24 protein-coding genes are annotated in these 24,847 nt (G+C 69.8%); 20 read left to right on the top strand and 4 right to left on the bottom strand.

Annotated features, from left to right (window positions below; translation table 11 throughout):
* The first annotated feature begins 44 nt into the window (after positions 1–44).
* From AB0J87_RS29025 to AB0J87_RS29015, 3 genes are all read left to right on the top strand, one after another.
* Complete coding sequence (locus tag AB0J87_RS29025; RefSeq protein ID WP_350739880.1) at positions 45–467, top strand: tetratricopeptide repeat protein; 423 nt, start codon at positions 45–47, stop codon at positions 465–467.
* A gap of 63 nt (positions 468–530) precedes the next feature.
* Positions 531–812 (top strand): hypothetical protein, encoded by a 282-nt coding sequence (locus AB0J87_RS29020; RefSeq protein WP_363970098.1) that lies wholly within the window; start codon positions 531–533, stop codon positions 810–812.
* A 461-nt stretch (positions 813–1,273) separates the two neighbouring features.
* Positions 1,274–2,245 carry an HAD-IIA family hydrolase gene (locus tag AB0J87_RS29015; protein WP_363970096.1) on the top strand — a complete coding sequence of 324 codons (972 nt, stop codon included), beginning with the start codon at positions 1,274–1,276 and terminating at the stop codon, positions 2,243–2,245.
* Positions 2,246–3,142: 897 nt separating this feature from the next.
* Here the strand turns inward: AB0J87_RS29015 and AB0J87_RS29010 are convergent.
* Positions 3,143–3,490: an SCP2 sterol-binding domain-containing protein gene (locus AB0J87_RS29010; RefSeq protein WP_350739886.1), complete on the bottom strand. Its 348-nt coding sequence runs from the start codon at positions 3,488–3,490 to the stop codon at positions 3,143–3,145.
* A 128-nt stretch (positions 3,491–3,618) separates the two neighbouring features.
* Here AB0J87_RS29010 and AB0J87_RS29005 point away from each other — a divergent pair, with 128 nt between their 5' ends.
* The 13 genes from AB0J87_RS29005 to AB0J87_RS28945 all read left to right on the top strand — a co-directional run bounded on the left by AB0J87_RS29005 (position 3,619) and on the right by AB0J87_RS28945 (position 16,392).
* Positions 3,619–3,780 carry a hypothetical protein gene (locus tag AB0J87_RS29005; RefSeq protein WP_350739888.1) on the top strand — a complete coding sequence of 54 codons (162 nt, stop codon included), beginning with the start codon at positions 3,619–3,621 and terminating at the stop codon, positions 3,778–3,780.
* Complete coding sequence (locus AB0J87_RS29000) at positions 3,777–4,589, top strand: TlyA family RNA methyltransferase (RefSeq protein ID WP_350739891.1); 813 nt, start codon at positions 3,777–3,779, stop codon at positions 4,587–4,589. The genes AB0J87_RS29005 and AB0J87_RS29000 overlap by 4 nt, the downstream gene beginning before the upstream one ends.
* A complete protein-coding gene (locus AB0J87_RS28995) occupies positions 4,586–5,485 on the top strand; it encodes an NAD kinase (RefSeq protein ID WP_363970093.1) in 900 nt (299 codons plus the stop codon). Before AB0J87_RS29000 ends, AB0J87_RS28995 begins: the two co-directional genes overlap by 4 nt.
* Before the next feature lie 105 nt (positions 5,486–5,590).
* Positions 5,591–7,300, top strand: coding sequence for a DNA repair protein RecN (recN, locus tag AB0J87_RS28990; RefSeq protein ID WP_350739897.1), 1,710 nt, complete (start codon positions 5,591–5,593; stop codon positions 7,298–7,300).
* Positions 7,301–7,373: 73 nt separating this feature from the next.
* Complete coding sequence (gene steA / locus AB0J87_RS28985) at positions 7,374–8,570, top strand: putative cytokinetic ring protein SteA (RefSeq protein ID WP_350739900.1); 1,197 nt, start codon at positions 7,374–7,376, stop codon at positions 8,568–8,570.
* Positions 8,567–9,544, top strand: coding sequence for a copper transporter (locus AB0J87_RS28980; RefSeq protein WP_363970090.1), 978 nt, complete (start codon positions 8,567–8,569; stop codon positions 9,542–9,544). Before steA ends, AB0J87_RS28980 begins: the two co-directional genes overlap by 4 nt.
* 1 nt (position 9,545) lies before the next feature.
* On the top strand, positions 9,546–10,409 hold the full coding sequence (locus tag AB0J87_RS28975; protein WP_363970088.1) for a hypothetical protein: 864 nt from the start codon (positions 9,546–9,548) through the stop codon (positions 10,407–10,409).
* 73 nt (positions 10,410–10,482) lie between these two features.
* The gene (locus tag AB0J87_RS28970; RefSeq protein ID WP_363970086.1) at positions 10,483–12,096 is read left to right on the top strand and encodes a lipid II flippase MurJ; all 1,614 of its coding nucleotides are present in this window, start codon (positions 10,483–10,485) and stop codon (positions 12,094–12,096) included.
* A 181-nt stretch (positions 12,097–12,277) separates the two neighbouring features.
* Positions 12,278–13,357, top strand: coding sequence for a glycosyltransferase family 4 protein (locus tag AB0J87_RS28965; protein WP_363970084.1), 1,080 nt, complete (start codon positions 12,278–12,280; stop codon positions 13,355–13,357).
* A gap of 177 nt (positions 13,358–13,534) precedes the next feature.
* Positions 13,535–14,518, top strand: coding sequence for a TerC family protein (locus tag AB0J87_RS28960; RefSeq protein ID WP_185077015.1), 984 nt, complete (start codon positions 13,535–13,537; stop codon positions 14,516–14,518).
* 108 nt (positions 14,519–14,626) lie between these two features.
* Entirely contained in the window at positions 14,627–15,268 is a 642-nt protein-coding gene (locus AB0J87_RS28955; RefSeq protein WP_350739914.1) for a phosphatidylserine decarboxylase, read from the top strand.
* The gene (gene pssA / locus AB0J87_RS28950) at positions 15,255–16,079 is read left to right on the top strand and encodes a CDP-diacylglycerol--serine O-phosphatidyltransferase (protein ID WP_350739917.1); all 825 of its coding nucleotides are present in this window, start codon (positions 15,255–15,257) and stop codon (positions 16,077–16,079) included. Before AB0J87_RS28955 ends, pssA begins: the two co-directional genes overlap by 14 nt.
* A 37-nt stretch (positions 16,080–16,116) precedes the next feature.
* Positions 16,117–16,392, top strand: coding sequence for a hypothetical protein (locus AB0J87_RS28945; RefSeq protein WP_363970081.1), 276 nt, complete (start codon positions 16,117–16,119; stop codon positions 16,390–16,392).
* A 451-nt stretch (positions 16,393–16,843) separates the two neighbouring features.
* Here AB0J87_RS28945 and AB0J87_RS28940 read toward each other — a convergent pair whose 3' ends face one another.
* Both AB0J87_RS28940 and AB0J87_RS28935 read right to left on the bottom strand, forming a co-directional pair.
* On the bottom strand, positions 16,844–17,500 hold the full coding sequence (locus AB0J87_RS28940; RefSeq protein ID WP_350739922.1) for an MBL fold metallo-hydrolase: 657 nt from the start codon (positions 17,498–17,500) through the stop codon (positions 16,844–16,846).
* Entirely contained in the window at positions 17,497–18,291 is a 795-nt protein-coding gene (locus AB0J87_RS28935; RefSeq protein ID WP_363970079.1) for a maleylpyruvate isomerase family mycothiol-dependent enzyme, read from the bottom strand. The genes AB0J87_RS28940 and AB0J87_RS28935 overlap by 4 nt, the downstream gene beginning before the upstream one ends.
* Positions 18,292–18,507: 216 nt before the next feature.
* Here AB0J87_RS28935 and uvrA point away from each other — a divergent pair, with 216 nt between their 5' ends.
* Complete coding sequence (gene uvrA / locus AB0J87_RS28930) at positions 18,508–21,348, top strand: excinuclease ABC subunit UvrA (protein ID WP_363970077.1); 2,841 nt, start codon at positions 18,508–18,510, stop codon at positions 21,346–21,348.
* Positions 21,349–21,940: 592 nt separating this feature from the next.
* Here uvrA and AB0J87_RS28925 read toward each other — a convergent pair.
* A complete protein-coding gene (locus tag AB0J87_RS28925; RefSeq protein WP_363970075.1) occupies positions 21,941–22,675 on the bottom strand; it encodes a DUF2306 domain-containing protein in 735 nt (244 codons plus the stop codon).
* A 588-nt stretch (positions 22,676–23,263) separates the two neighbouring features.
* Here AB0J87_RS28925 and AB0J87_RS28920 point away from each other — a divergent pair.
* The 3 genes from AB0J87_RS28920 to AB0J87_RS28910 all read left to right on the top strand — a co-directional run bounded on the left by AB0J87_RS28920 (position 23,264) and on the right by AB0J87_RS28910 (position 24,827).
* Entirely contained in the window at positions 23,264–23,719 is a 456-nt protein-coding gene (locus AB0J87_RS28920) for a Rieske (2Fe-2S) protein (protein ID WP_363970073.1), read from the top strand.
* A 142-nt stretch (positions 23,720–23,861) separates the two neighbouring features.
* A complete protein-coding gene (locus AB0J87_RS28915) occupies positions 23,862–24,335 on the top strand; it encodes a Rieske (2Fe-2S) protein (RefSeq protein WP_350739937.1) in 474 nt (157 codons plus the stop codon).
* Positions 24,336–24,410: 75 nt separating this feature from the next.
* On the top strand, positions 24,411–24,827 hold the full coding sequence (locus AB0J87_RS28910; protein ID WP_363970071.1) for a Rieske (2Fe-2S) protein: 417 nt from the start codon (positions 24,411–24,413) through the stop codon (positions 24,825–24,827).
* Positions 24,828–24,847 lie beyond the last annotated feature (20 nt).

Here is a 24,847-nt window from a genome sequence, read left to right as displayed (position 1 = left end):
GGGCGAAGCGGGTCCGTCGTTCAGCGATGAAGGAGTCCCCACGCATGGCCCACGATGGAAACGTTCAGAACGAGAACTCAGGTGCTCCCGGGGGCGGTGTTTACGATTGGTATCAGCGTGGGGTGAGATTGCTGAAAGAGGGCAGCCCGGCTGCCGCTGCCGCGTTGCTGGAGCGCGCTGCCGCGGCCGAACCCGCATCGCGCAGCATTCTGGAGGCGTTGGCTCGGGCGCAGTTCAATTCACGGCAGTACGCGGAGGCTGCCGCTAGTTTCCGGCAGATCGTGAATGCTAATCCGGCCGAGGATTATGCCTACTTTGGGTTGGGGTTGTCGCTGTGGCGGACCGGGGATGTGGAGGGGGCCCAGGAGCCTCTGGCCATCGCGGTGGCCATGCGGCCGGATGAGCGGCATTATGTGTCGGCTTTGAAGAGTGTTCGCGCTACCTTGCGAGCTCGTCGCGAAATGTAGTCGGAGGACGTAGGGCGTCGGGTGGGCCGCCCTGGTCTCTTGTGGTCGTGTTCTATGGCTGTCTTGAGCTATGTGGTTCTGGGTGTGGGATGCGTGTTGAGCGATGCCTTGCGTCGTTCCGGCGAGGGGTTCGGTGCCTGGGTCGGCCTGGTGTGTGAGTTGGCGGTAGGCGGCGTTCTTGTTGTCTTCGTGCGGGAGCGAGTGGTCGGTAATGGCGTCGCGCTGTTCGGCGGTTGGCGGGGGCCGTGTCCTGTGGCCCGGCTCGACGACCTCGGCACGCGCGGCTCGCTCGGCGCGATCCTGGTCAGAGCGCGGGCGGGGCGGGGGCGTGAGGTTTGGTATTGAGTGATCTCGGGGCGCACGGGCGCGGGTGAAGATTGCTCCGGTTTGAAAGCTGGGGCTGGTGGGTGTGGGTGCCGCCCGCCCGATTGGCGGTGTGGAGCTCAGGCGTGCCGGGTGCTCTGGTGCCAACAAGGGTGAGGAGACCGGCGATGTAGCCAGGGCGGGTTGTGGAGCCTAGGCGGGCTGTAATGCGTTTGGGGCGCGGGGGAACGGCCGCTGGGTCAGTCGGCTCGACATGGCGTGCGGCGGCGGCTGATGAGGGGCGTTGGTTGGTGTGGGCGTGGGATGTGAAGTTGGGCGCTCTGCGCATGTAGGGGTGGGTGTCTCTGCGTGTGCGCGTGGTGTGGAGGTGGGTGTCCCCGCGCATCGGCGGTGGGCGTGGAAATGGTCGGCCCTTGTGTGGGTGAGGGTTGCGGCGGCGCTAGAGTCGCACGCGGCGTGAGAGTCAAACGGGGAGAGGCACTGTGCTGATCGACGGCTATGACACCCTGCTGCTCGACCTCGACGGTGTGGTCTATCTGGGCAGCCATGCGGTGCCGGGGGCGCCGGCGGCGTTGGAGGAGGCTCAGCGGCGTGGGGTGCGGCTGGCGTACGTCACCAACAACGCCTCTCGTACGCCTGCTGCCATCGCCACTCACCTTCGCGAGCTTGGGGCGCCGGCCTCGGCTGACGACGTGGTGACTTCGGCTCAGGCCGCTGCTCGGTTGGTCGCCGAAAGGGTGCCGCCTGGGTCGAACGTGCTCGTCGTCGGAGGGTCCGGGTTGCGGCTGGCCCTACGGGATCGCGGGCTTCGGCCTGTTTCTACCGCCGCCGAGTCGCCTGTTGCCGTGGTGCAGGGGATCGCCCCCGGGCTGTCGTATGGGCTGCTGTCGGAAGGGGCGCTGGCGGTGCGGCAGGGGGCCTTGTTCGTGGCCTCCAACGGGGACAGCACGATGCCTACCGGGCGAGGGGAGCTGCCGGGGAACGGGGCGATGGTTCGGGTGATCGCGGCGGCTACCGGGGTTGAGCCGATATATGCGGGTAAGCCTGATCCGCCGTTGCATCGGGAGTCCATGATCCGTACGGGGGCGCGGCGGCCGTTGGTTGTGGGGGATCGGCTGGACACCGATATCGAAGGGGCCTCCAACGCGGGGGTTGAGAGCCTGCTGGTGCTGACCGGGGTGGCTACGGCTGTCGATGTGCTGACGGCGGGACCGCGTCATCGGCCCACCTATGTCGGTGAGGATCTGCGTACGTTGCTGGAGTCTTATCCCGAGGTGCGGGATGGGGCTTGCGGGGGGTGGCGGGCCCGGTGGCAGGACGGCGCCCTGCGGCTCGATGGTGACGGGAGCCGAATTGACGGGCTGCGGGCCGCCTGCGACGCGGCGTGGGCCGTGGCTGGGGAGGGGCGGGTCGAGGAGGACGCCGTGAAGCCCGTGCTGGATCGGTTGGGCTGAGGTTCGCGAGGGCTGGGCCACCCTTGAGGGTTCGCCGGTCTCACTGAAGTGTTGCCGGGTAGAGGCAGGTCGGTGAATCTGGCGCAGGGATGTCGGGTGTTGGCGCTGCCTCTCGCTGCCGCCCCTGCTGGCGCCGCTGCCGCTGCTGTGATTCCCGGACCCGCCGTTGCTGTGGTCGCTGCGGTGATCGCCGTCGCCGCTGCCATGGTCGCCGCCGCTGGACGGGTGGGTGGGCTCGGATGCCCCCGCTGCGTGGTGTCGGGATCGGGGTGGCGGCGGTGGGTGTGGGGCTGGTTGGCGTTTGGGGGCGTGTACGGTCTGCTGGGGGTTGCGGGCAAAGAGCCGGTGAATCTGCTCAGGGGCTGGTTGGCGTTGGGGTGTGTGCTGCCTGCTGGGGTTTCGGGCAGGGCGGCGGTGAGTCTGCTCAGGGGCTGGTTGGTGGTGCCTGCCCCTCTGCTGCTGCCTCGCTGCTGCTGGACGGGCCGGTGTTGGCGACCTGATGTCTCGGCTGCGCGGTGTCGCTGGGGTTGGGGCGCGCGGGGTGAGTTTTGCGTGGTTGGCGTCAGGGGTGGGACCGGCAGTAGGTGGTGCCATCGTGGCGACTATTCCGGTCGCCGTCGTCAGAAGGTCTGGCCCGTTCGGAGGGAGGGCGGGCAGACGGAGGGAGGGCGGGCAGGGGGCTCAGGGGTGGTGAGTGGTGAGCCGCCCCTTGGGGCGGCTGGGGAGGGTTGGGGTGGTGTGCGGGCCCGAGGGGCAGGGCGGCGGGTCAGTTGGGCAGGGTGGTGGGTTCGTTGGTTGGGGTGGCGGGTTCGTCGGGGTAAGCCAATGGGTTCATTGGGGTGGAGTGATGGGCTTGTTGAGGTGGGGTGATGGGTTTGTTGGGTGGGGTGGGTTCCGTTAGAGGAGTCTGCGGAGGCGGAGGAGGTCGCCGAAGCTGGCGTCGACCTTCACTCGTCCCCCGAGGAGCGCGCGAGCGAGATCCAGCTCCCCGTCCACCAGGGCGATCAGGTCGTCGCTCGCGATCGTGAGCTTGACGTCCGCCGGCTTGCCGTCCGATGGTGGACGTTCGGTGAACGGGTCGAGCCCTCCGTGGTGCAGTCGGCCGTAGAAGATCACGTCGAGGTCGGGAACCCGGCAGCTGACCGTCCGCTCGACCACGTGCTTGGCACGATCCTGCTCGTCGATCTCGTCGAACTGGGCGACGAGCTTCACCAGTGCCGCCCGGCACTCCTCGACGCTTGCCATGATGCGCATCCTTTCATTTCCCTTTGCGGACGGTAGCGTTCCACATCAGTAGCACCCCCGTATGAGCTTCAACGCGTGACACGCCTGCCAAGGTCCCGGGCGCTCGCGGGAGGCGTTACGGTCGAGTCATGAGTGAGCTGCCGGAGGAGACCGGCAACGAGCGGGTCGATGCCATCGTGGCCGGTCTGGGCCGCCTTGGCGAACTGCCGGTGAGTGAGCACGTTCAGGTCTTCGACGAGGCGTTCTCCGGGCTCGAGTCCACGCTGGCCACCGCAGTGGAAGAGCAGTGAGCCGGCGGATCCGCCTCGACAGCGAGCTGGTACGCCGGGGCCTGGCCAGGTCGCGTGAGCAGGCCGCCCAGCTCATCGAGGCCGGCCGGGTCAGCGTCGGGGGCCAGGCGGCGCGCAAGCCCGCCACCCAGGTCGAGACCGCCTCCGCCATCGTGGTGGCCGAGTCGGAGGACGGGCCCGACTACGTTTCGCGAGGAGCGCACAAACTTCTCGGCGCGCTCGAGGCGTTCGAGAACCTGAGTGTGGAGGGCCGGCGCTGCCTCGACGCGGGCGCCTCCACCGGCGGGTTCACGGACGTGCTGCTGCGCCGCGGCGCCGGTCACGTGCTCGCCGTGGACGTGGGATACGGCCAGCTGGCGTGGTCGCTGCGTACCGATGAGCGGGTGACGGTGATGGAGCGCGTCAATGTACGCGACCTGACCCCCGAGATGGTCGGCGAGCCGCCCACGCTGGTCGTGGGCGACCTGTCGTTCATCTCGCTGCGGCTGGTGCTGCCCGCTCTGGCCTCGGTCGCCGCGCCGCGGGCCGATTTCGTGATGCTGGTCAAACCGCAGTTCGAGGTGGGCAAGGACCTCGTCGGGGCGGGTGGCGTCGTGCGCGATCCCGAGTTGCGCAGGCGTTCGGTGAGCGATGCCGCCGCCAAGGCCCGGGAGCTGGGGCTGACCGTGCGCGGTGTGACCGCCAGCCCCTTGCCGGGACCATCGGGAAATGTCGAATATCTGCTCTGGCTGGGCAAAGGGGAGGGCGAGCCGGCTGTCGCCGACCTCGAAGCCGAGATCCAACGTGCCGTCGCGGAAGGGCCGCAATGAAACGGACCGTGCTGGTCGCCGTACACACCGGGCGTGACGCCGCAGTCGAGAGCGCTCGCCTGGTCATCAACCGGCTGGTGGACGCCGGAATCAACGTCAGGGTGCTCGAGACCGAGTACGCCGAGGTCGGCTGCGGCGGCGTGGAGACGGTGCCCGGAGACCCGGGCGCGGTCAAGGACGCCGAGGTCATGATCGTGCTCGGTGGCGACGGCACGCTGCTGCGTGCGGCCGAGCTGACCAAGCCGGCGGGTACGCCGCTGCTGGGGGTCAATCTCGGACATGTCGGGTTCCTGGCCGAGGCGGAGGTCGCCGACCTGGCTGAGGCGGTCGACAGCGTCGTGGCGGGTCGCTACGACGTCGAGGAGCGCATGACCATCGACGTTCTCGCCAGGCAGAACGGCCGGGTGATCGCCGACACGTGGGCGCTCAACGAGGCGACCGTGGAGAAGCAGGAGCGCATGCTCGAGGTGGTCGCCGAGATCGACGGCCGCCCCCTGTCGCGGTGGGGGTGCGACGGCGTGATCTGCGCCACCCCGACGGGCTCGACGGCCTATGCTTTCTCGGCGGGCGGACCCGTCGTGTGGCCGGAGGTGGAGGCGCTGCTCATGGTGCCCATCAGCGCGCACGCGCTGTTCGCCAGGCCGTTGGTGGTCTCGCCGCGTTCCACGCTGGCCGTCGAGATCCTGCCCGAGACGCCGGGCGGCGTCCTGTGGTGCGACGGGCGGCGCCGCTTCGAGCTGCCGTCGGGCTCGCGGGTCGAGGTGCGCAGAGGCGCCGAGCCCGTACGCCTGGCGCGGCTGCACGGCGTGGAGAACAGCGGCGCGCCGTTCACCGACAGATTGGTCGCCAAGTTCGAGCTTCCTGTTCAGGGCTGGCGCGGAAGGGTGCGACCCTGAGTCAATGGAGGCGGGACCGCGTAGGATCGCCTGGGCACACGTTGGCACACGTGTTCGGAGACGACGCGGGTGACCATCAGACACGGCAGTGAACGGGAGTGGGCAGTGCGACCAAGGGTCGAGGAGGTCCGCATCCAGGGGCTCGGCGTCATCGACGAGGCCGTGCTCGAGCTTTCGCCGGGCTTCAACGTGGTCACCGGCGAGACCGGCGCGGGCAAGACGATGGTCGTGACCGGGCTCGGGCTGCTGTTCGGCGGCCGGGCCGACCCCTCGCGCATCCGTCCGGGGGCTGATCGGGCGCGCGTCGAGGGCACGCTGGTCATCAAGCCGGCCGGACGCGTCTCCCAACAGGTCGAGGACATCGGCGGCGAGGTCGAGGACGGCGAGCTGATCATCTCGCGCACCGTCTCGGCCGAGGGCAGATCCAGAGCCTGGCTCGGCGGGCGCACGGTGCCCGTCGGCACCCTGACCTACCTCGCCGACGACCTGGTGGCCGTGCACGGGCAGATGGACCAGCAGCGGCTGCTCCAGCCGGCCAGGCAGCGCGCGGCGCTCGACCGTTATGCCGGAAACGAGCTGGTCAAGCCGCTGCGGGCGTACTCGCAGGCGTACAAGCGGCACAAGCAGGTCGGCGCGCTGCTCGAGGAGCTGACCACCAGGGCCAGGGAGCGCACGCAGGAGGCCGACCGGCTGCGGTTCGGTCTGGAGGAGATCGAGAAGGTCGAACCCAAGCCGGGCGAGGACACCGAGCTGCGCGGTGAGGAGGAGCGGCTCTCGCACGCCGACGCGCTGCGCAGCGCCGCCACCACCGCGCACACCGCGCTGCTCGGCGACCCCATGGAGGCGGCGGGAAGCCCCCACGACGTGGTCTCGCTGCTCGGCGAGGCGCGTACGGCCGTAGAGGCCGTACGCGACTTCGACCCCCAGCTCGCCTCCGTGGCCGACCGGCTGGCCGAGGCCGGCTACCTGATCTCCGACGTGGCCACCGACCTGGCGGCCTACGCGGAGTCGATCGAGGCGGATCCGGCGCGGCTGGCGGCGGTGCAGGAGCGCCGCTCCGTGCTGTCCGGGCTGATCAGGAAATACGCGGAGGACAGCGCGGGCGTCCTGGCCTGGGCGCAGCAGGCCGCCACGCGGCTGGCCGAGCTGGAGGGCGACGACGAGCGCATCGAGGAGCTGACCCGCGAGCACGAGGAGCTGACCGCGCGGCTCACCGACCTGGCCGCCGAGCTCACCAGGGTGCGCCAGAGCGCCGCCGAGCGGTTCGGTCAGGCCGTGACCGAGGAGCTGACGGCGCTGGCCATGCCCCATGCCAGGGTCGTGGTGCAGCTCAGCCAGAGCGAGGAGTTCGGCCCCGAGGGCCGCGACGAGGTGGAGCTCCGGATGGCGGCCCACCCCGCCGCGCCGCCGCTGCCGCTCAACAAGGGCGCCTCCGGCGGTGAGCTGAGCCGGGTCATGCTCGCGATCGAGGTGGTGTTCGCGGGGGCGGACCCGGTGCCGACGTTCGTGTTCGACGAGGTGGACGCGGGGGTCGGCGGCAAGGCCGCGGTCGAGATCGGGCGCCGGCTGGCCAGGCTCGCCCGCACCGCGCAGGTGATTGTGGTCACCCACCTGCCGCAGGTCGCCGCGTTCGCCGACCAGCATCTGGTGGTCGAGAAGGCGAGCGACGGCAGTGTCGTGCGCAGCGGCGTGGTCACGCTCGACCACGAGGGCAGGGTACGCGAGCTCTCCCGCATGTTGGCGGGCTTGGAGGACTCCGAATTGGGCAGAGCCCACGCGGAAGAACTCCTGGGGCTGGCCGCGGCAGACAGGTGATCCTGGGTGACATAGCGGACACGCCGCGTCATGCGTGGCCTCTGCGCTGTTTCGCTCTGGCAGGATGGTCTTGATGAAGGTTCCGGGAAGCAAGATGCCGGGCCTCCGCGGCCGGAAGGTCGGAGACCTTCCAGGTGTAACGGCAGTGGCGAGAATCGACCGGCGGACCAAGAGGCTGACAAAGCGCCTCCAGCCCGGGGAAATTGCGATTATCGACCACGTTGACGTTGACCGGGTCAGCGCGGAGGCGCTCGTCGCATGCGGTGCCGCGGCGGTGGTGAACGTCGCCTGCGGCATCAGCGGCCGCTACCCCAACCTGGGGCCCCAGATTCTGCTCGAAGCGGGCGTGCCGTTCGTCGACAACGTCAATCAGGAGCTGTTCGAACGCGTCAAGGACGGCGACGTCGTACGCGTCAGCGACGGCGTGGTCTACCTCGACGACGACATCGTCGGCAAGGGCAGTGAGCAGACCGTCGAGGCCGTCGAGTCGGCCATGGCCGAGGCCCGCGCCGGGCTCGCCGTGCAGATCGAGGCCTTCGCCGTCAACACCATGGAGTACGTCCGCGGTGAGGGCAAGCTGCTCATCGACGGAGTCGGCGTACCTGAGATCCGCACCCCGATGGAGGGCAGGCATGTTCTCATCGTGGTGCGCGGGTATCACTACAAAGAAGACATCGCCACCCTTCGCCCCTACATCCGCGAATACCGCCCCGTCCTCGTCGGCGTCGACGGCGGGGCCGACGCGCTCATGGAGGCCGGCTACCTGCCCGACGTGATCGTGGGCGACTTCGACTCCGTCTCCACCAAGGCCCTGACCTGCGGCGCCGAGCTCGTCGTACACGCCTACCGCGACGGCAGGGCGCCGGGCCTTGAGCGCGTCCACCAGCTCGGCCGCGAGGCGGTGATCTTCCCCGCTACGGGCACCAGCGAGGACATCGCGATGCTCCTGGCCGACGACAAGGGCGCCGAGCTGATCGTGGCCGTCGGCACCCACGGGACGCTGGAGGAGTTCCTCGACAAGGGACGCCCCGGCATGGCCAGCACGTTCCTCACCCGGCTGATCATCGGTAGCAAGCTCATCGACGCCAAGGGCGTGAGCAGGCTCTACCGCAGCCGCATCTCCACCCCGCAGCTGCTCCTGCTCGTGATCACGGCGCTCATCGTGATGAGCGTCGCGCTCTTCCTCTCACCGATCGGCCAGACCTGGCTGAACGGTCTGCAAGATGCCTGGAACGCCTTCATCTTCTGGCTGGTCGGACTTTTCTCGTGATCGATTTTCGCTACCACCTCGTCTCCATCGTCGCGATCTTCCTGGCGCTCGCGGTGGGAATCGTGCTGGGCACCACGCTGCTGCAGGAGCCCGCGGTCAAGTCGGCGCAGGAGGTGGCCGCCCAGCTCACCAAGTCGAAGGAGGAGCTGCGGACGCAGCTCGACGCGCTCCAGGGCCGCGAGGCCGGCAACGACGCGCTCATCACCGCCCTGACGCCGGACCTGGTGACGGGTGACCTGACGGGCCAGCGGGTGCTCCTCGTCGAGACGCCCGGCTCCAGCACCACCGTTCGGGAGGCCGCGCAGCAGGTGCTCACGCAGGCGGGCGCGGAGATCTCCGGGCGGGCCTCGCTGACGGAGAAGTTCTTCGACCCCAAGGGCGTCGGCGTGCTGGACGGCCTGGTCAACCAGCTCAAGCCGGCCAACATGATCTTCCCGGCCACGGCCACCTCCTGGGACCGGGCCGCCATGCTGCTGTCGGCCGCCTTCGTCACCCCCGACCAGGCACAGGCCAACACTCCCAACCCGGCCACCGCCGACGTCGTCAGCTCCTTCGAGACGGGCGGGCTGCTCACCACGGACGGCGACCCGGTCAAGCGGGCCACGCTCGCCGTCATGCTCGCGCCGGAGAAGCCGTACGAGGGCGAGAGCGCCGAGGTCCAGGCGGGCGCGCTCGTCTCCGTGGCCGGCGGGCTCGACCTGGCGGGCAAGGGCACGGTCCTGGCCGGGACCGTCGCGACCCCCGCCGCGCCCGGCGACCCGATCGCCGCCCTGCGCGACGACAGCGAGGTCTCCAAGAGGGTCAGCTCGGTCGATACCGCCGACATGCCCGCGGGCCGGGTCGCGATCGTCTACTCTCTCCGGGAGCAGCTCAACGGGCGTGCCGGCCAGTACGGCGTCGGCAAGGGAGCCTCGGCGATGCTGCCCACGGTGACGACCGCCACTCCGTCCCCCACCACCCAGTCAGGGAGCTGACATGCCTGCCACTCAGGCCCGTGGCCTCCTCTACGCGCTCGCCGGTGCCGCGATCGGCGCCGCCGCCGCCCGCGTCGCGTACGCCGCGTTCACCCGCAACAAGCCGGCCGACCTGAGCGGCCGCTGGACGCGCAAGAACCACCGCGGCGAGCCCATCACGCTGCTCGAAGGCCCCGCGTTCGTGGCGGGGGCGAGCACGGCGGCCGCGCTCACACCCGGCCTGCCGGGGCGGTTGCGCCTGGCCGCGCTCGTCGCGGGCGCGGGCAGCGGCGCGCTCGGCGCCTACGACGACCTGTACGGCACCACGTCGTCCAAGGGCTTCAAGGGCCACCTGACCGCGCTCGCCCGGGGCGAGGTCACCAGCGGCGCCGTCAAGATCCTCGGCATCGGCGCCACCGGGCTCGGCGCCGCCGCCCTCGTCTCGCAGGGACCGGTCGACACCGTGGTCAACGGCGCCGCCATCGCCGGCGCCGCCAACCTCGCCAACCTCTTCGACCTGCGCCCCGGCCGGGCCATCAAGGTGGGCCTGCTGACCGGCGGGCCGCTGCTGGCCGCCTCCCTCTTCCGCGACTCGCCCGCCGCCGCGGCGCTGGCCGCCGTGCCGCTGGGGGCCGCCGCGGCGCTGCTGCCGGACGACCTGGGGGAGCGCGCCATGCTCGGCGACGCCGGGGCCAACTCCCTGGGCGCCCTGCTCGGGCTCGCCGCCGTCACCAAGCTGGGCCGTCCGGGACGCTATGTCCTGCTGGGCACCGTGGTGGCGCTGACCGCCGCCGCGGAGAAGGTCAGCTTCACCAAGGTCATCGCCGGCAATCCCGTGCTCAACCGCCTCGACATGCTCGGCCGCCGTCCGGTCGACCCTGTGTGACCGCTCGTTTGTCGGTACGACCTGCCAGGATGTTCTGCGTCGGCGCGATCGGGCGCGGGGCTGGGGAGGCCGGGTGGCAGTGGTGACGGCGCGAGGGGTCGCGGGCGGCGCCATGCTCATCGGGGCCATCACGGTGCTGGCACGCGTCGCCGGGTTCGCCAAGCAGTACGCCTTCGCCCAGACGGTGGGGACCAACTGCCTCTCGACCGCCTACATGACGGCCAACCAGATCCCCAACATCGTGTTCGAGGTGGTCGTCGGCGGGGCCCTGGCCGGGATGGTCGTCCCGGTGCTCGCCGCCCGGGCCTCGGACGACGACCGGGAGACCGGCAAGCGGGTGGGGTGGATCAGCTCGGCGCTGCTGACGTGGGTGGTCGTGGTGCTCGTCCCGCTGGCCGTGCTCACCGCGCTGTTCGCCGGGCCGGTCATCGGGCTGTTCTTCGGCTCCCCGATCAAAGGGTGCGACATGGGCGCGGTGACGGCGGTCGCCACCCGGATGCTCGTCGTCTTCGCGCCCCAGATCCCCCTTTACGGTGTCGCCGTCGTGCTCTACGGCGTGCTGCAGGCGCACAAGCGCTTCGCCGGGCCCGCGGTCGCGCCCCTCGTGTCCAGCATCGTGGTCATCGTGGCCTACCTGCTGTTCGTGCCGCTCAGCGGTGGCGACAGCAACCCTGAGTCACTGTTGGGCCCGGCCGAGCTGGCGCTGTCGCTGGGGACCAGCCTGGGTGTGCTGTCCCTGGTGCTGGCCGTGATCGGGCCCACGGCGCGGCTGGGGCTGAGATGGCGGCCCACCCTGCGATTCCCCGACGGGGTGGCCGGGCAGGTGCGCCGCCTCGCCTTCGCCGGGATCGCCGCGCTCCTCGCCCAGCAGGCCGCCACGATCATGGTGTTGGTGCTGTCCAACCACGCGATCGGCAACGGCGCCATCGTCGTCTACAACTACGCGTGGGCGATCTACCTGGTGCCGTACGCGGTGCTGGCCGTGCCCATCGCCACCAGCGCGTTCCCCCGGCTGTCCGCGCAGGCCGGCGAGCCGCGGGCGTTCGCCGAGCTGGCGGCGCGCACCACGCGGGCCGTGGTGCTGGTGTCCGGGCTGGCCGCCGGGGTGCTGGCCGCCGCGTCGGGGCCGGGAGCGGTGGTGTTCCTCGGGATCAAGACCGAGGTGGACCCGTCCGAGCTGGCGCACGCCATCGCGCTGTTCGCGCCGGGCCTGGTCGGATACGGGCTGATCGCGCACCTGAGCCGGGTCCTCTACGCGGCCGGCCGCGGCCGGGAGGTCGCCACCGGGACCGTGACCGCGTGGGTGGTCGCGACGGTCGCGCAGGCGGTCTTCGCGCTGGCACTGCCCGGGGGGTGGAAGATCGGTGGCCTGGCGCTCGGGATGAGCGTCGGCATGAGCGTGGGCGGGGCGCTGCTGCTCGGCTCAGTGGTCCGCGCCCGGGGGAGCGCGGCGGTGGCGGGCCTGCCCCGGGCGGCGGTCGCGGCGGCCGGGGGCGGTTTCCTGGGTTACCTGGCAGGGACCGGCGTGGTGGGGCTGGTCGGGGCGAGCGGCATCTGGCCCAACGTGTGGGCCACCGTCCTGGCCGCCGCCGTCGCGCTGGTGGTGGGGGCCGTGGTCGTGGCCCTGGTCGATCGAGCCGACGCCGATGCCGTGGCCGGGCTGCTGCGCCGGGGCGGGCGGGGTTGAGAGCGTGCAGGGTCGAGCGGGCTGGGTTGAGCAGACGGGCTTGAGCGGGCTGGGTTGAGCGGGCTGGGTTGAGCAGACGGGCTTGAGCGGGCCGGGTTGAGCGGGCTGGGGTTGAGCGGGCTGGGGTTGAGCGGGCCGCTCCGTGGCCCGGCGGCCGGGAGCGGCGAGGAAGGAGCGGGTTGTGCGGGTGGCATTCGTGCTGGGCACCACGTCCGGCGGCACCGGGCGGTATGTCCGGATGCTGGTCGAAGGGCTGGTGCGGCGCGGGCATCAGGTGGCCGTCATCGGGCCGCGCAGCGTCGAGGAGCAGTTCTCCTACGGTCGTGCCGGGGCGCGGTTCGCGGCGGTGGCCGTCTCGGACCGGCCGCACCCCGCGAACGACCTGCGCACCGCGCTCGCCATCAGGCGGTTGACCCGGGACGCCGACGTCGTGCACGCCCACGGTCTGCGGGCCGGGGCGCTGGCCGCCCTCGGGAAGCGGGGCGGGCCGCGACTGGTGGTCACCCTGCACAACGCGCTGACTGCCGGAGGGTTCGTCGGGCTCGTCTACGGGGTCCTGGAGCGCATCGTGGCGCGGCGGGCCGATCACGTGCTCGTCGTCTCGCCGGACCTCGGCATGGGCATGGCCCGGCTCGGGGCCCGGGACGTGCGGGCCGCCGTCGTGCCCGCGCCCGGGCTCCGGCCGGCGGCACGCACCCCGCGGCAGGTCCGGGACGAGCTGGGCGCGGGCGACCGGCCGGTGCTCCTGACGATCGCCCGGCTGGCCCAGCAGAAGGGGCTCGAGACGCTGCTCGACGTCGCCGCCGGGCCGTGGCCGTCCGAGCAGCCGCTGTTCGTGGTCGCGGGGGACGGGCCGCTGCGCGGGGAGTTGCAGAGCAGGATCCAGGCCGAGAGCCTGCCCGTGATGCTGCTCGGCAACCGGGACGACGTGCCCGACCTGCTCGGGGCCGCCGTCGTGCTGGTGATGCCGAGCCGGTGGGAGGGCCAGCCGCTGACCCTCCGCGAGGCGCTCATGTCGGGAACACCGGCAATCGCATCCGATGTGGGTGGAATTCCAGAAATTTTGGGGGATGCTGGGATCTTGGTTCCACCCGGGGATGTTGAGGCGCTGCGCCGGGCCGTACAGGCGCTCGTAGCTCCCGGAGCTGCGGAAACACTGGCTGCGGCGGCCGCGCGGCGGGGGCTGGAGATGCCCGGGGATGACGACGCCGTCGAGAGCGTGCTGGCCGTTTACGGTGGTCAAGATCCAAAGGATGATTAGGCCGCGCCGAACGGTTCTCATATACTGCCTGGGTTAGGGAGGGGAGTATCCCTTCGCGACAGCCTCGTCATCACGGTGCAGCCCCGCTCCACGGGGCCCCCGGGGCTGCCGGTCCGCGGTTTTCAGCGGGCGGGAGAGACCTCCGGCAATGAGTCGTGCATGCCGGAGGGTCTTGACGTGACTGTACCCGTGTGGGCCTGGATCGCCGTGATCGGCGGTCTCCTTGTCGTCCTCGCCATTGACTTGTGGATAGTCGACCGTGGAGAAGCCCGAGAGTTCTCCATGCGGCAGGCCGGATACTGGGTGACCTTCTATGTCGCTCTCGCCATTGTGTTCGGAGTGCTCCTGTGGGCCACTGTCGGAGGAGACAAGGCCGGTGAGTTCTTCGCCGGCTACATCACCGAATACAGCTTGAGCGTCGACAACCTCTTCATCTTCTTCATCATCATGAGCAGATTCGCCGTGCCACGCCAATACCAGCACAAGGTGCTGCTCGTGGGCATCCTGCTCGCGCTGGTGATGCGCGGTATCTTCATCGCGCTCGGGGCCGCCGCCCTGGAGCGCTTCAGCTGGCTCTTCTACGTGTTCGGCGCCTTCCTCGTCTACACCGCGATCAACCTCATCCGCCAGCACCTCAAGGGCGAGGAAGAGGAGTTCAACGAGAACGTCGTGCTGAGGTGGGTGCGCAGGGCCTTCCCCACCACCGACGGGTACGTCGGCTCCAAGGTCACCGTCAAGATCGACGGCCGGCGCATGGTGACCCCGATGCTCATCGTGATGGTCGCGATCGGAAGCACCGACCTGCTCTTCGCGCTCGACTCGATTCCGGCGATCTTCGGGCTCACCAAGGACCCGTTCATCGTCTTCACGGCCAACGCGTTCGCCCTGATGGGATTGCGTCAGCTCTACTTCCTGCTGGGCGGGCTGCTGCAGCGACTGGTCTACATCAGCTATGGTTTGGCGTTCATCCTGGGGTTCATCGGGGTTAAGCTGATATTGGAGGCGTTGCACGCCAGCCATGTCTCCTGGGCGCCCGAAATTCCCATCTGGGTGTCGCTCTCGGTCATCGGCGCCACCATGGTCATCACCACCGTGGCCAGCCTGATCAAGGCCCGCATCGACGCGCGCAAGGGCGAGGAACCGCACCCGGAGCAGGTCTAGCGAAAAGGGCTTCGAGGCGCTTTGCTTGTGTAGTTGTGCCGTGTAATAGTTGCTAGTTCTGTAACATCACGGCAAAGCGCCCAATCCAGTCACCATCAAAGGTTGTACGTGTCAGACGATTCTGCCAAGTCGAGCCGCGTCAGGCTCGCACGCGGGGTCTCCCCGTGGCTCCTCCCGACGGTGGCCGCGGCGGCCGCCACCGCGCTGCTGACGCGCCGAGACCGGCGCTGGGCGCTCGCGGCGGTGCCGCTGAGCGCACTCACCGGCGGTATGCTCTGGTTCTTCCGCGACCCTGACCGCACTCCCGGCGAGGGACGCGTCCTGTCGCCCGCCGACGGCGTGGTGCAGAGCATCGACCCGTGGCCGGACGGCCGCACCAGGGTCGCGATCTTCATGAGCCCGCTGAACGTACACGTCAATCGGGCCCCTCTTGCGGGAAATGTCACCTCCGTGCAGCATGTGGCAGGTGGGTTTCTGCCGGCGTTCAACAAGGACAGCGACCAGAACGAACGCGTGGTGTGGCATTTCGAGACCACGCTGGGCGACATCGAGATGGTGCAGATCGCGGGCGCGGTGGCGCGCAGGATCGTGCCATACGTGAGCAGCGGTGCGAAGGTGGCGCAGGCCGAGCGGATCGGGCTCATCAGGTTCGGTTCGCGCGTCGACATCTACCTTCCCGAAGGGATCTCTCCCGCGGTGTCCGTGGGTGAGAAGACGGTTGCGGGGGTGACCAGAATTGACCGCGGCTGACGCTGGCAGTTGGCAGGCGGATGAGGAAGAACCTCGTGGTCCCGTCGGCAAGGCGTTCCGCCTGTCCGCCGCGGACTCCCTCTCGCTGGGCAACGCGGTCTGCGGGTTCCTCGCGGTGTGTGTGCTGGCGTACTCCGCGATCCAGCAGCTGACGGTCGCCGGCGGTCATTTCACGCCCGTTCCCAGCTCTTTCGCCACCGCCATCGTGCTGCTGCTCATCGGCGCGACGTGCGACCTGTTCGACGGCCTCGTGGCGCGGCGTTTCCGAGCCTCCGCGATGGGCGCCGAGCTCGACAACCTGGCCGACGTCATCAGCTTTGGGTTCGCGCCCGCGTTCATGGTCGTGATCTGGGGAGGGTTCACCAAAGAGGTGCCGTTCCCGATGGTGGTCGGGGCGGCGGCGGCCGTGCTGGTGGCCGGCGTCGTACGCCTGGCCAGGTTCGCCTGCGTCAAGACCAAGAGCGGCGACTTCATGGGCCTGCCCATCCCCATGGGGGCCATGACCGTGATCTCCATCGTGCTGCTGTTCCAGCCGAGCGTCTGGTCCCTGCTGGCCGTGCTCGCCGTGGCGTGGCTGATGGTCAGCCGGATCGAGTACCCCAAGCCGAAGGGCCAGCTCCTGGCGGGCGTCCTGGGCTGGATCATGGTGAACGTGGCGTTCCTGACCTTCTGGGTGGCCTGGCCCGAGGGCGGCGACATGCCGATCAAGATCGGTGCGAGCATGCAGATCGCGCTCGTGGCGGCGATCCCTCTGCGGGTGCTGGTCTACAAGCGGGAGCAGCGCCGCGAGGCCGAACGTATTAACAACTGACCGGGATTTTTCGTCTTACTTCGGCTTTGATGGAGCCATGTCGGCTACGCCGCGCGAGCACACGCGCACGTACTATCTCGGCAAGCTGGCCACGGAGCTGGAGCAACGCGGCCTGACGGCCACGCTCCGGCCTTACCCGCCCGCGTTGCGGATCAGCGATCCCGACACGGCGCTACTGGCGGAGACCGTCGACTGCGTGCCGATGTCCGACGGATGGTTCTATCGGTGGTCGTGGGGCGAGGTCGTCGGCCTGGCCGACGACCCCGCCCTCGCCGCCGACCGCATCCTCCACGTCCTCTCCACCCACTCGTAGGCCCATCTTTTGCGGCTGCGCACGGTGGACCGCGCGCCGGTCTTCAAGCCCATCCTTTACGGCTGCGCACGGTGGGCCGCACGCTGGTCCTCAGGCCCATCCTTTACGGCTGCGCACGGTGGGCCGCGCGCCGGTCCTCAGGCCCATCCTTTACGGCTGCGCACGGTGGGCCGCGCGCCGGTCCTCAGGCCCATCCTTTACGGCTGCGCACGGTGGGCCGCACGCGCCGACGTGGGTGGCCGTCCGTCATGGCCGGTCGTGAAGGCTCACGGGTTGCTCGCCGTGACGACGCGCGTTCTGGGCCGACTCCGTGGTGAGCCGGACCACGGCGGCATCGAGAGGGCGGCGCCCCTCGCGGAAGAGGCGTTTCTTGCTCTCAGACGGTCGTCCCCAAGTGGCAGGCCGCGCAAGTCTGTCCCCAACAGCGCGGCCTGCCCAAATGGCGCTTAGATCACCAGCCGCGAGACTTCCATTCGGGGAGGGACGGGCGTTCGGTGGCGAGGGTGGTGTCCTTGCCGTGGCCCGGGTAGACCCAGGTCTCGTCGGGGAGGCGGTCGAAGATGCGCTCCACCACGTCGTTGTAGAGCTGGGTGAAGCGCTGCGGGTCCTTCTGGGTGTTGCCGACGCCGCCGGGGAACAGCGAATCGCCCGTGAACAGGTGGTGTCCCGCCTCGCCGCCGTCGTACAGCAGGGCGATCGAGCCCGGCGTGTGGCCGCGCAGGTGGATGACCTCCAGCGTGACGGCGCCGACGGTGATCGTGTCGCCGTGCTCGACCGTGCGGTCCACCGGCACGGGCAGGGCGGGCGCGTCGAGCGGGTGGGCGATCACCTCGGCGCCGGTGACCTTGGTCAGCTGCTCAAGAGCCTGCCAGTGGTCGCCGTGCTGGTGGGTCGTGACGATCTCTCCGACCGGCCGGTCGGAGATCAGGGCGAGCAGCCGATCGGCGTCGGCGGCCGCGTCGATCAGCAGCCCGTCGCCGGTCTCCGAGCAACGCAGCAGGTACGCGTTGTTGTCGAACGGGCCGACGGCGAGCTTGTAGATCGTGAGCGCGGGCAGCTCGCGCACGTCGGCGGGGCCGCCGACCTGGACGTCACCTGTGTAGGTCATGGGTAGTCCTTCGGGGGTGTCGTGGGCAGATCAGCGGGGGCCGGCATCGTCAGCCACGGCGGCGGCTCCGGAAGGCCCTCGCCCGCGGGCGTGAACGACTGCCCCACTGGCACCAGGGTAACGCCCTCACCCCTCGACCGGCCGGTCAGCCAGGCCAGCATGTCGGCCGGCGCGCCCTCGACCGCGGGGCCGGGGCCGAGGCCGGGCCACCTGGCGGTGATCCCGCCCGCCGGGTTCTTGAGCATGATCTCGCTCACCGTGCCGCGGGCGTGCGGCCAGCAGGCGCGGCAGTCGTGGAGTTCGCGCAGGACGAACGGTGCGGGCCAGTCGGCGGGGCCGTACTCGGCGGCCAGGTCCACGTGGTGCAGGCCGATCTCGCGCAGGCGACGTACCAGGAGGTACCAGGCGGGGTGCTCGGGCGGGCGCATGCCCTCCACCCGGGCCGACCAGCGGTCCTGGGGCAGGTCGCGGACGGCGGCGGCCAGGCGGGCCGCGCCTTCCTCGAGGTCGGCCAGGTGCCGGGCGGCTGGGTAGGTGGAAGCGGCCTCGATCGCGGCGGTCCTGGCCTCGTGGGAGGCGTACTGTGGGACTTTGACGCCCGTCTTCGCCCAGGTCAGGAGGTTGAGGTGGGAGTCGGCGTTCTGCGCGACGTGGGCGAGCACGTGTCCTCTGGTCCAGCCGGGCAGGAGGGAGGGCTCGGCGAGATCGGCGTCGGACAGGGACGCGGCTGTGGCCAGCAGCCGGCTGGTGGACGAGGCCAGCTCGGCCTGCAGCGCGAGTAGGACGGTCATGTCTGGATATTTCATCAGTTGGGGGCGTGGGCTGGCGCCCGGCATAAAGCCGCAGGTCAGCTGGTTGAATGTGGAAGGGCTCCTGCCGGGGTGGGAGATGGCCGTAACCTGTGAGGGACGGATTTTCGGGGGCCGGGCAACGGTCCGCCGAAATTGTCGGAGCCTCCGTCTACCATCCCCCGTGGACCTATCCGCCTTTTGACCTCCGGGATCGCCGTGGCAGACCGCCTGATCGTGCGTGGTGCACGAGAACACAACCTCAAGGACGTCTCGCTCGACCTGCCGCGAGACTCGCTGATCGTCTTCACCGGCCTGTCCGGCTCCGGGAAGTCGAGCCTGGCCTTCGACACGATCTTCGCTGAGGGCCAGCGGCGCTACGTCGAGTCGCTGTCGGCGTACGCCCGCCAGTTCCTCGGCCAGATGGACAAGCCCGACGTCGACTTCATCGAGGGCCTGTCGCCCGCGGTGTCGATCGACCAGAAGGCCACCAGTAAGAACCCGCGCTCGACCGTCGGCACGATCACCGAGGTCTACGACTATCTGAGGCTGCTGTGGGCGCGCATCGGCAAGCCGCACTGCCCGGTGTGCGCGCGGCCGATCGCCAGGCAGACGCCCGAGCAGATCGTCGATCGCGTGATGGATCTGGAGGAGGGCACTCGCTTCCAGGTGCTCGCGCCGGTCATCAGGGGCCGCAAGGGCGAATACGCCGAGCTGTTCCGCGAGCTGCAGACCAAGGGTTTCGCCAGGGCCAGGGTCGACGGCACGGTCGTGCGGCTGGAGGAGCCGCCGAAGCTGAAGAAGTACGAGAAGCACGACATCGAGGTCATCGTCGACCGCCTGTCGGTCAAGGAGTCGGCGCGGCGCCGGCTCAACGACTCGGTCGAGACCGCGCTGCAGCTGTCCGGCGGCACGATCACGCTCGAGTTCGTCGACCTGCCGGAGGACGACCCCAACCGGGAGCGGTTCTACTCCGAGCACCTCTACTGCCCCTACGACGACCTGTCGTTCGAGGAGCTGGAGCCGCGCTCGTTCTCGTTCAACTCCCCGTTCGGCGCCTGCCCCGAGTGCACGGGCCTCGGCACGAAGATGGAGGTGGACCCCGACCTGGTGGTGCCCGACCCCGAGCGCACGCTCGGCGACGGCGCGCTCCACCCCTGGTCCGGCGGCCACACGAGCGAATACTTCGTCAGGCTGATCGAGGCGCTCGGCCACACGGTCGGGTTCACCCTCGACACGCCGTGGGAGAAGCTGCCGAAGAAGGCGCAGAAGTCGCTGCTGTACGGCCACGACGAGCAGGTCCACGTCCGCTACAGCAACCGCTACGGCCGCCAGCGCTCCTACTACACCACCTACGACGGCGTCATCCCGTGGGTGCAGCGCCGGCACGCCGAGGCGGAGAGCGACTCGACCCGCGAGCGGTTCGAGGGCTACATGCGGGAGATCCCGTGCCCGGCCTGCAAGGGCGCCAGGCTCAAGCCGGTCACGCTGGCGGTCACCGTCGCCGACAAGTCGATCGCCGAGGTCGCGGCCATGTCGATCGGCGAGTGCGCGAAGTTCCTGGCCGGGCTCAAGCTGTCCGACCGCGACATGCACATCGCCGAGCGGGTGGTCAAGGAGATCAACGCCCGCATGGGCTTCCTGCTCGACGTCGGCCTCGACTACCTGACCATGGACCGCGCCGCCGCCACCCTGGCGGGCGGCGAGGCCCAGCGCATCAGGCTGGCCACGCAGATCGGCTCCGGCCTGGTCGGCGTCCTGTACGTGCTCGACGAGCCGTCCATCGGCCTGCACCAGCGTGACAACATGCGGCTGCTCGACACCCTCGTCCGGCTGCGCGACATGGGCAACACGCTGATCGTGGTCGAGCACGACGAGGACACGATCGCGGCGGCCGACTGGGTGGTCGACATCGGCCCCGGCGCCGGCGAACACGGTGGCCAGGTCGTCGTGTCCGGCACTGTCCAGGACCTCCTGAGCAGCGAGGAGTCGCTGACCGGCCAGTACCTGTCCGGCCGCAAGAGCATCGCGATCCCGGCCAAGCGCCGCAAGCGCGACAGGAAGCGGCAGATCACGGTCAAGGGGGCGCGCGAGCACAACCTCAAGGGTGTCGACATCGACTTCCCGCTGGGCGTGTTCACGGCGGTCACGGGTGTGTCGGGGTCCGGCAAGTCGACGCTGGTCAACGACATCCTCTACAACGCGCTGGCCAAGGAGCTCAACGGCGCCCGCACGGTGCCGGGGCGGCACTCGCGGATCAACGGCATGGACCACGTGGACAAGGTCGTCCACGTCGACCAGTCGCCGATCGGGCGCACGCCGCGTTCCAACCCGGCCACGTACACGGGCGTGTTCGACCACGTCCGCAAGCTGTTCGCGGCCACGGCCGAGGCGAAGGTGCGCGGCTACCAGCCCGGGCGCTTCAGCTTCAACGTCAAGGGCGGGCGCTGCGAGGCGTGCGCGGGCGACGGCACTATCAAGATCGAGATGAACTTCCTGCCGGACGTCTACGTCCCCTGCGAGGTCTGCCACGGCGCCCGCTACAACAGGGAGACGCTGGAGGTCCACTACAAGGGCAAGACGATCTCCGAGGTGCTCGACATGCCGATCGAGGAGGCCCTGGGCTTCTTCGAGGCGATCCCGGCGATCAAGCGCCACCTGCAGACGCTCAACGACGTGGGTCTGGGCTACGTACGGCTCGGGCAGCCCGCGACCACGCTGTCCGGTGGCGAGGCGCAGCGCGTCAAGCTCGCCTCGGAGCTCCAGCGGCGGCAGACGGGGCGGACGATCTACGTCCTGGACGAGCCGACGACCGGGCTGCACTTCGAGGACATCCGGCGACTGCTGGGGGTGCTCGGACGGCTGGTCGACGGCGGTAACACGGTGATCGTGATCGAGCACAACCTCGATGTGATCAAGACCGCTGACTGGATCATCGACATGGGGCCTGAGGGTGGGTCCCGGGGCGGGACGCTGGTCGCCAACGGGACGCCTGAGGAGGTGGCGCTGGTGGACGAGAGCCACACGGGCCGCTTCCTGCGGAAGATTCTCTCCTTCTGAGTCGCGCCCGGGGGTGTCCTCGTGCCTGAATCCCGCACGGGGGTGTCCTCGTGCGGGCGGTAGTTCTGGCGGTGTGGCTGATCGGAGTGCCCGGGTGGCGGGCGGCTCCGGTGCGGACCGCTGCGGCACCCCGGTGCGGGCGCAGCGGTCCGGGGCGCACCGGGACGGCCGGCCAGACGCGGGGTGTCCGCGCGGGCGTTGCTGGTGGGGGACAGCGCCCACGTGGGGTGGTCGTGCTGGATGAGGTTAGGCACGCAGTGCTGGTGCCTGGCGACATTCGTGCTTACGCGCGAAGTGGTGATGCCGGAGAGATGCGGTGTCCACACGAGCGGGTGTTGGGCGGACGTGGGTGCTCATGCGCGGTGGCGTGGGCGGCGTTCGTAGTTGTGCGCGGTGGCGCTGGGCGGTGCCCGTAGTTGTGCGCGGGGTGGTAACGGGGGGACGTTCGTAGTTTGTGCGTGGGGCGATAGAGGGGGCACATTCGTAGTTTGTTCGCGGGGCGGTAGAGGGGGGACGTTCGTAGCTTGTGCGCGGGTAGTAGCGGGGCGACGTTGGTTCTGTGCGCGGGGTGGTAGCGGGGCGAAGTGTGCGTTCAGGCTGCTTGGCGGCTTGCGGCGGCGGCGCGGGCGCGGCGCTTGGCGGCGTCGCCGCGCTCCAGCCACCACTCGGCGAACAGCAGCGGCAGCACCCAGCCCAGCCATGCGCTCAGCGCGCTTACCATGCTCGCCAGCAGCGTCTCGTCGCCGTGGAAGGTTGTCTCCAGTTCGGGCGACAGGGCGATGGTGAACACGACGCCCCAGAGGCGGTTCGTGATGATGGACAGGGTCAGGGCGAAGCTGCGGACCATCCACCGGCGGTGGTCGACGAACCTGCGCTGCCTGGCCATCCGCCAGCCCGCCAGCGTGCAGGCCACCCAGAGGGTGGCGAGAACGACGCCGCTGGCCGCCGTCACCGGGCCGAAGTACGGCGTGGTCACCGACACGATCAGGCCCAGAACGCCGCTGGGCAGGCAGCCGCCGAAGACGTACACGCGGCCGATCCGGCGGTGCGCGCGGGGATAGCGCTGGCGGAACCACGGCCAGATCTGCAGGCAGCACGTGATCATCGCGGTCGAGCCGAAGATCACGTGCAGGGACAGCACCGCGAAGTGAGGTGGGAAGAAGTCGGGGGCGGGCACGCGGGACTGGGCCGGGTTCATGGACAGGTAGGGCGGCAGCGAGAAGGCGACGAACGCGATCGCCACCACCGCCAGAGGGGCCACCCAGGGACGCCGCCACCAGCGGGGTCGGACGGGGGGTGTGGTCGGGCGTTCTGTCGTGAGAGTCATATGGGCAGGGTGGGCGTCGGCGCTGACCGTCGGCCTACCACCCGCTGACAGTCGATCACGCCGGGCGGTAGTCACGGCAGCCGACCGCCGGGATGCCGACGGTTGTGGGGTTTTTGGGCCGTTTCGCTGGTGGGGGTGGTTGTGGGGCTGCGAGGCTGCCTCGCCGGTGTGAGCGGCTGAGGGCTGCTGGGCCGCGTTGCCAGTGTGGATTGGCTGAGGGCTGCTTTGCTGCTCCGCTGGTGGGGAGTGTCGGGTCGCGTCGGCGCTGGAGTGGTTGGGGTGTCGGGTGCCTTGCCGGTGGGGTGGCCGAGGGCTACGGGGGTCGCCTCGCCGGTGTAAGCGGGTGGGGCTGTTTGGCTGCCTTGCTGGCGCTGATGGCTGAAGGCTGCTGGCCGCCTCGCTGGGGTGGGTGGTTGGGGGTTGTTGGGTCGCCTTGCTGGTCGGGTGGTTGGGGGTTGCCGGGCCTTCTCGTCGGTGGGGGTGGGGTGCTACCCGGCGGGGGGACCGAGGGGTGGCGGCAATAAGGTTGGGTGATGGTAACGGCTTGACCTGCAGGGGGTCAGCGGCGACGCGGAGGGTCGGCAGTTCATGACGGTTACGGAGCGGGGCGCAGCCGTGCCTGAAGCGGGGCCTGAAACGGGGCCTGAAACGGGGTTCGGGCGGCGCAAGGTGCTGGGGGCGGCCGGGGTCGCGGCGTGTGCGCTGGCGTTGGCGGGGTGTGGCGGGGGAGATGCCAAGGCCCAGCCGAGTCTCAAGGGCAAGGTCATCGCCAAGGTCGCCGACGTGCCCGTGGGCGGGGGCAAGGTGATCGAGGACCTGCAGGTCGTGGTGACCCAGCCCACGCAGGGGGTCTTCATGGCGTTCAGTTCGATCTGCACGCACAAGGGCTGCGCGGTCAGCACCCCCAAGGAGAACGTCATCAGGTGTGCCTGCCACGGCAGCGAGTTCGCCGCCGACAGTGGCAAGGCCACCAAGGGGCCCGCGAGCGCCCCGTTGACGTCCTACAAGGTCAGGGTCGAGGGTGACGGCATCGTGGTCGCCTGAAGTGGCGCCTGAAGTGGCGGCGTGAAGTGGCCTGCTGAACACGTACTTATGCGTAGAGAACCGGATTGGGCTCGGGCACGCTGAACCGGCGCGAGGGCGCTGGCCGTACCTGAAGTGAAAGCCAATCTGGGAGGAACACACCATGACGGAAACGACTCGCCGGGCGATGATGCTCGGCGCCGGCGGCGCCGGGCTCGCGGCGGTTCTGACGGCGTGTGCGAGCTACGGCTCGCCGACGACGGAGGCGAGTGCGGAGCCGCCGGCGGAGGAGCCCGCCGAGGAGTCGTCGTCGCCGAAGAAGAAAAAGGCCGAGGCGAAGAGCGGCGGCGGCAAGGCGCTGGCTGACACGGCCGATATCCCCGAAGGCGGTGGGAAGGTCTTCGAGAACGAGAAGATCGTGGTCACGCAGCCGACTGCCGGGGAGTTCAAGGCGTTCACGGCGGTCTGCACCCACGCGGGCTGCACGGTCGCCACCGTCGCGAACAAGACGATCAACTGCCCTTGTCACGGCAGCAAGTTCAACATCAGCGACGGCTCCGTCAAGGACGGGCCCGCGAGCGAGCCGCTTGAGGAGAAGAAGATCACCGTGGACGGAGACAAGATCAAGCTCGCGTAGATCGCGTCTCATGAATTTCTCACCTAGGTGCGGTTGGGTGAGCGCATGGGAGATGACCTTCAGAGTCGCCGTGCAGTGTTCGCGAGCGTCGGTGCGGGCGGCCTCGCGCTGGCGCTCACCGCCTGCGGCGGCGGCACCGATACCGCACAGTCCGCCGGCACCGCCTCCGAGTCGAGCGCCCCGCAGTCCGGCGCGCCGCAAGCCGGTGGGACGCTGGCCAAGACCGCCGACATCCCCGTCGGCGGCGGGACGATCTTCAAGGACCAGAAGATCGTGGTGACGCAGCCCACTTCGGGCGAGTTCAAGGCGTTCAGCGCCGTGTGCACGCACAACGGGTGCACGGTCGGCAGCGTCTCGGACGGGGTGATCGTCTGCCCGTGTCACAACAGCAAGTTCGCCATCGCGGACGGCTCGGTCAAGGACGGACCGGCCGACAAGCCGCTGCCCGCGCAGCAGATCAAGGTCGAGGGCGACCAGATCACGCTCGCGTAGGCGGGCCCCTGTTCAGGGAG

It is taken from the genome of Nonomuraea sp. NPDC049625, assembly GCF_040675285.1.
Lineage (GTDB): Bacteria > Actinomycetota > Actinomycetes > Streptosporangiales > Streptosporangiaceae > Nonomuraea > Nonomuraea angiospora_A.
This window is presented reverse-complemented; position numbering and strand designations above follow the sequence as displayed.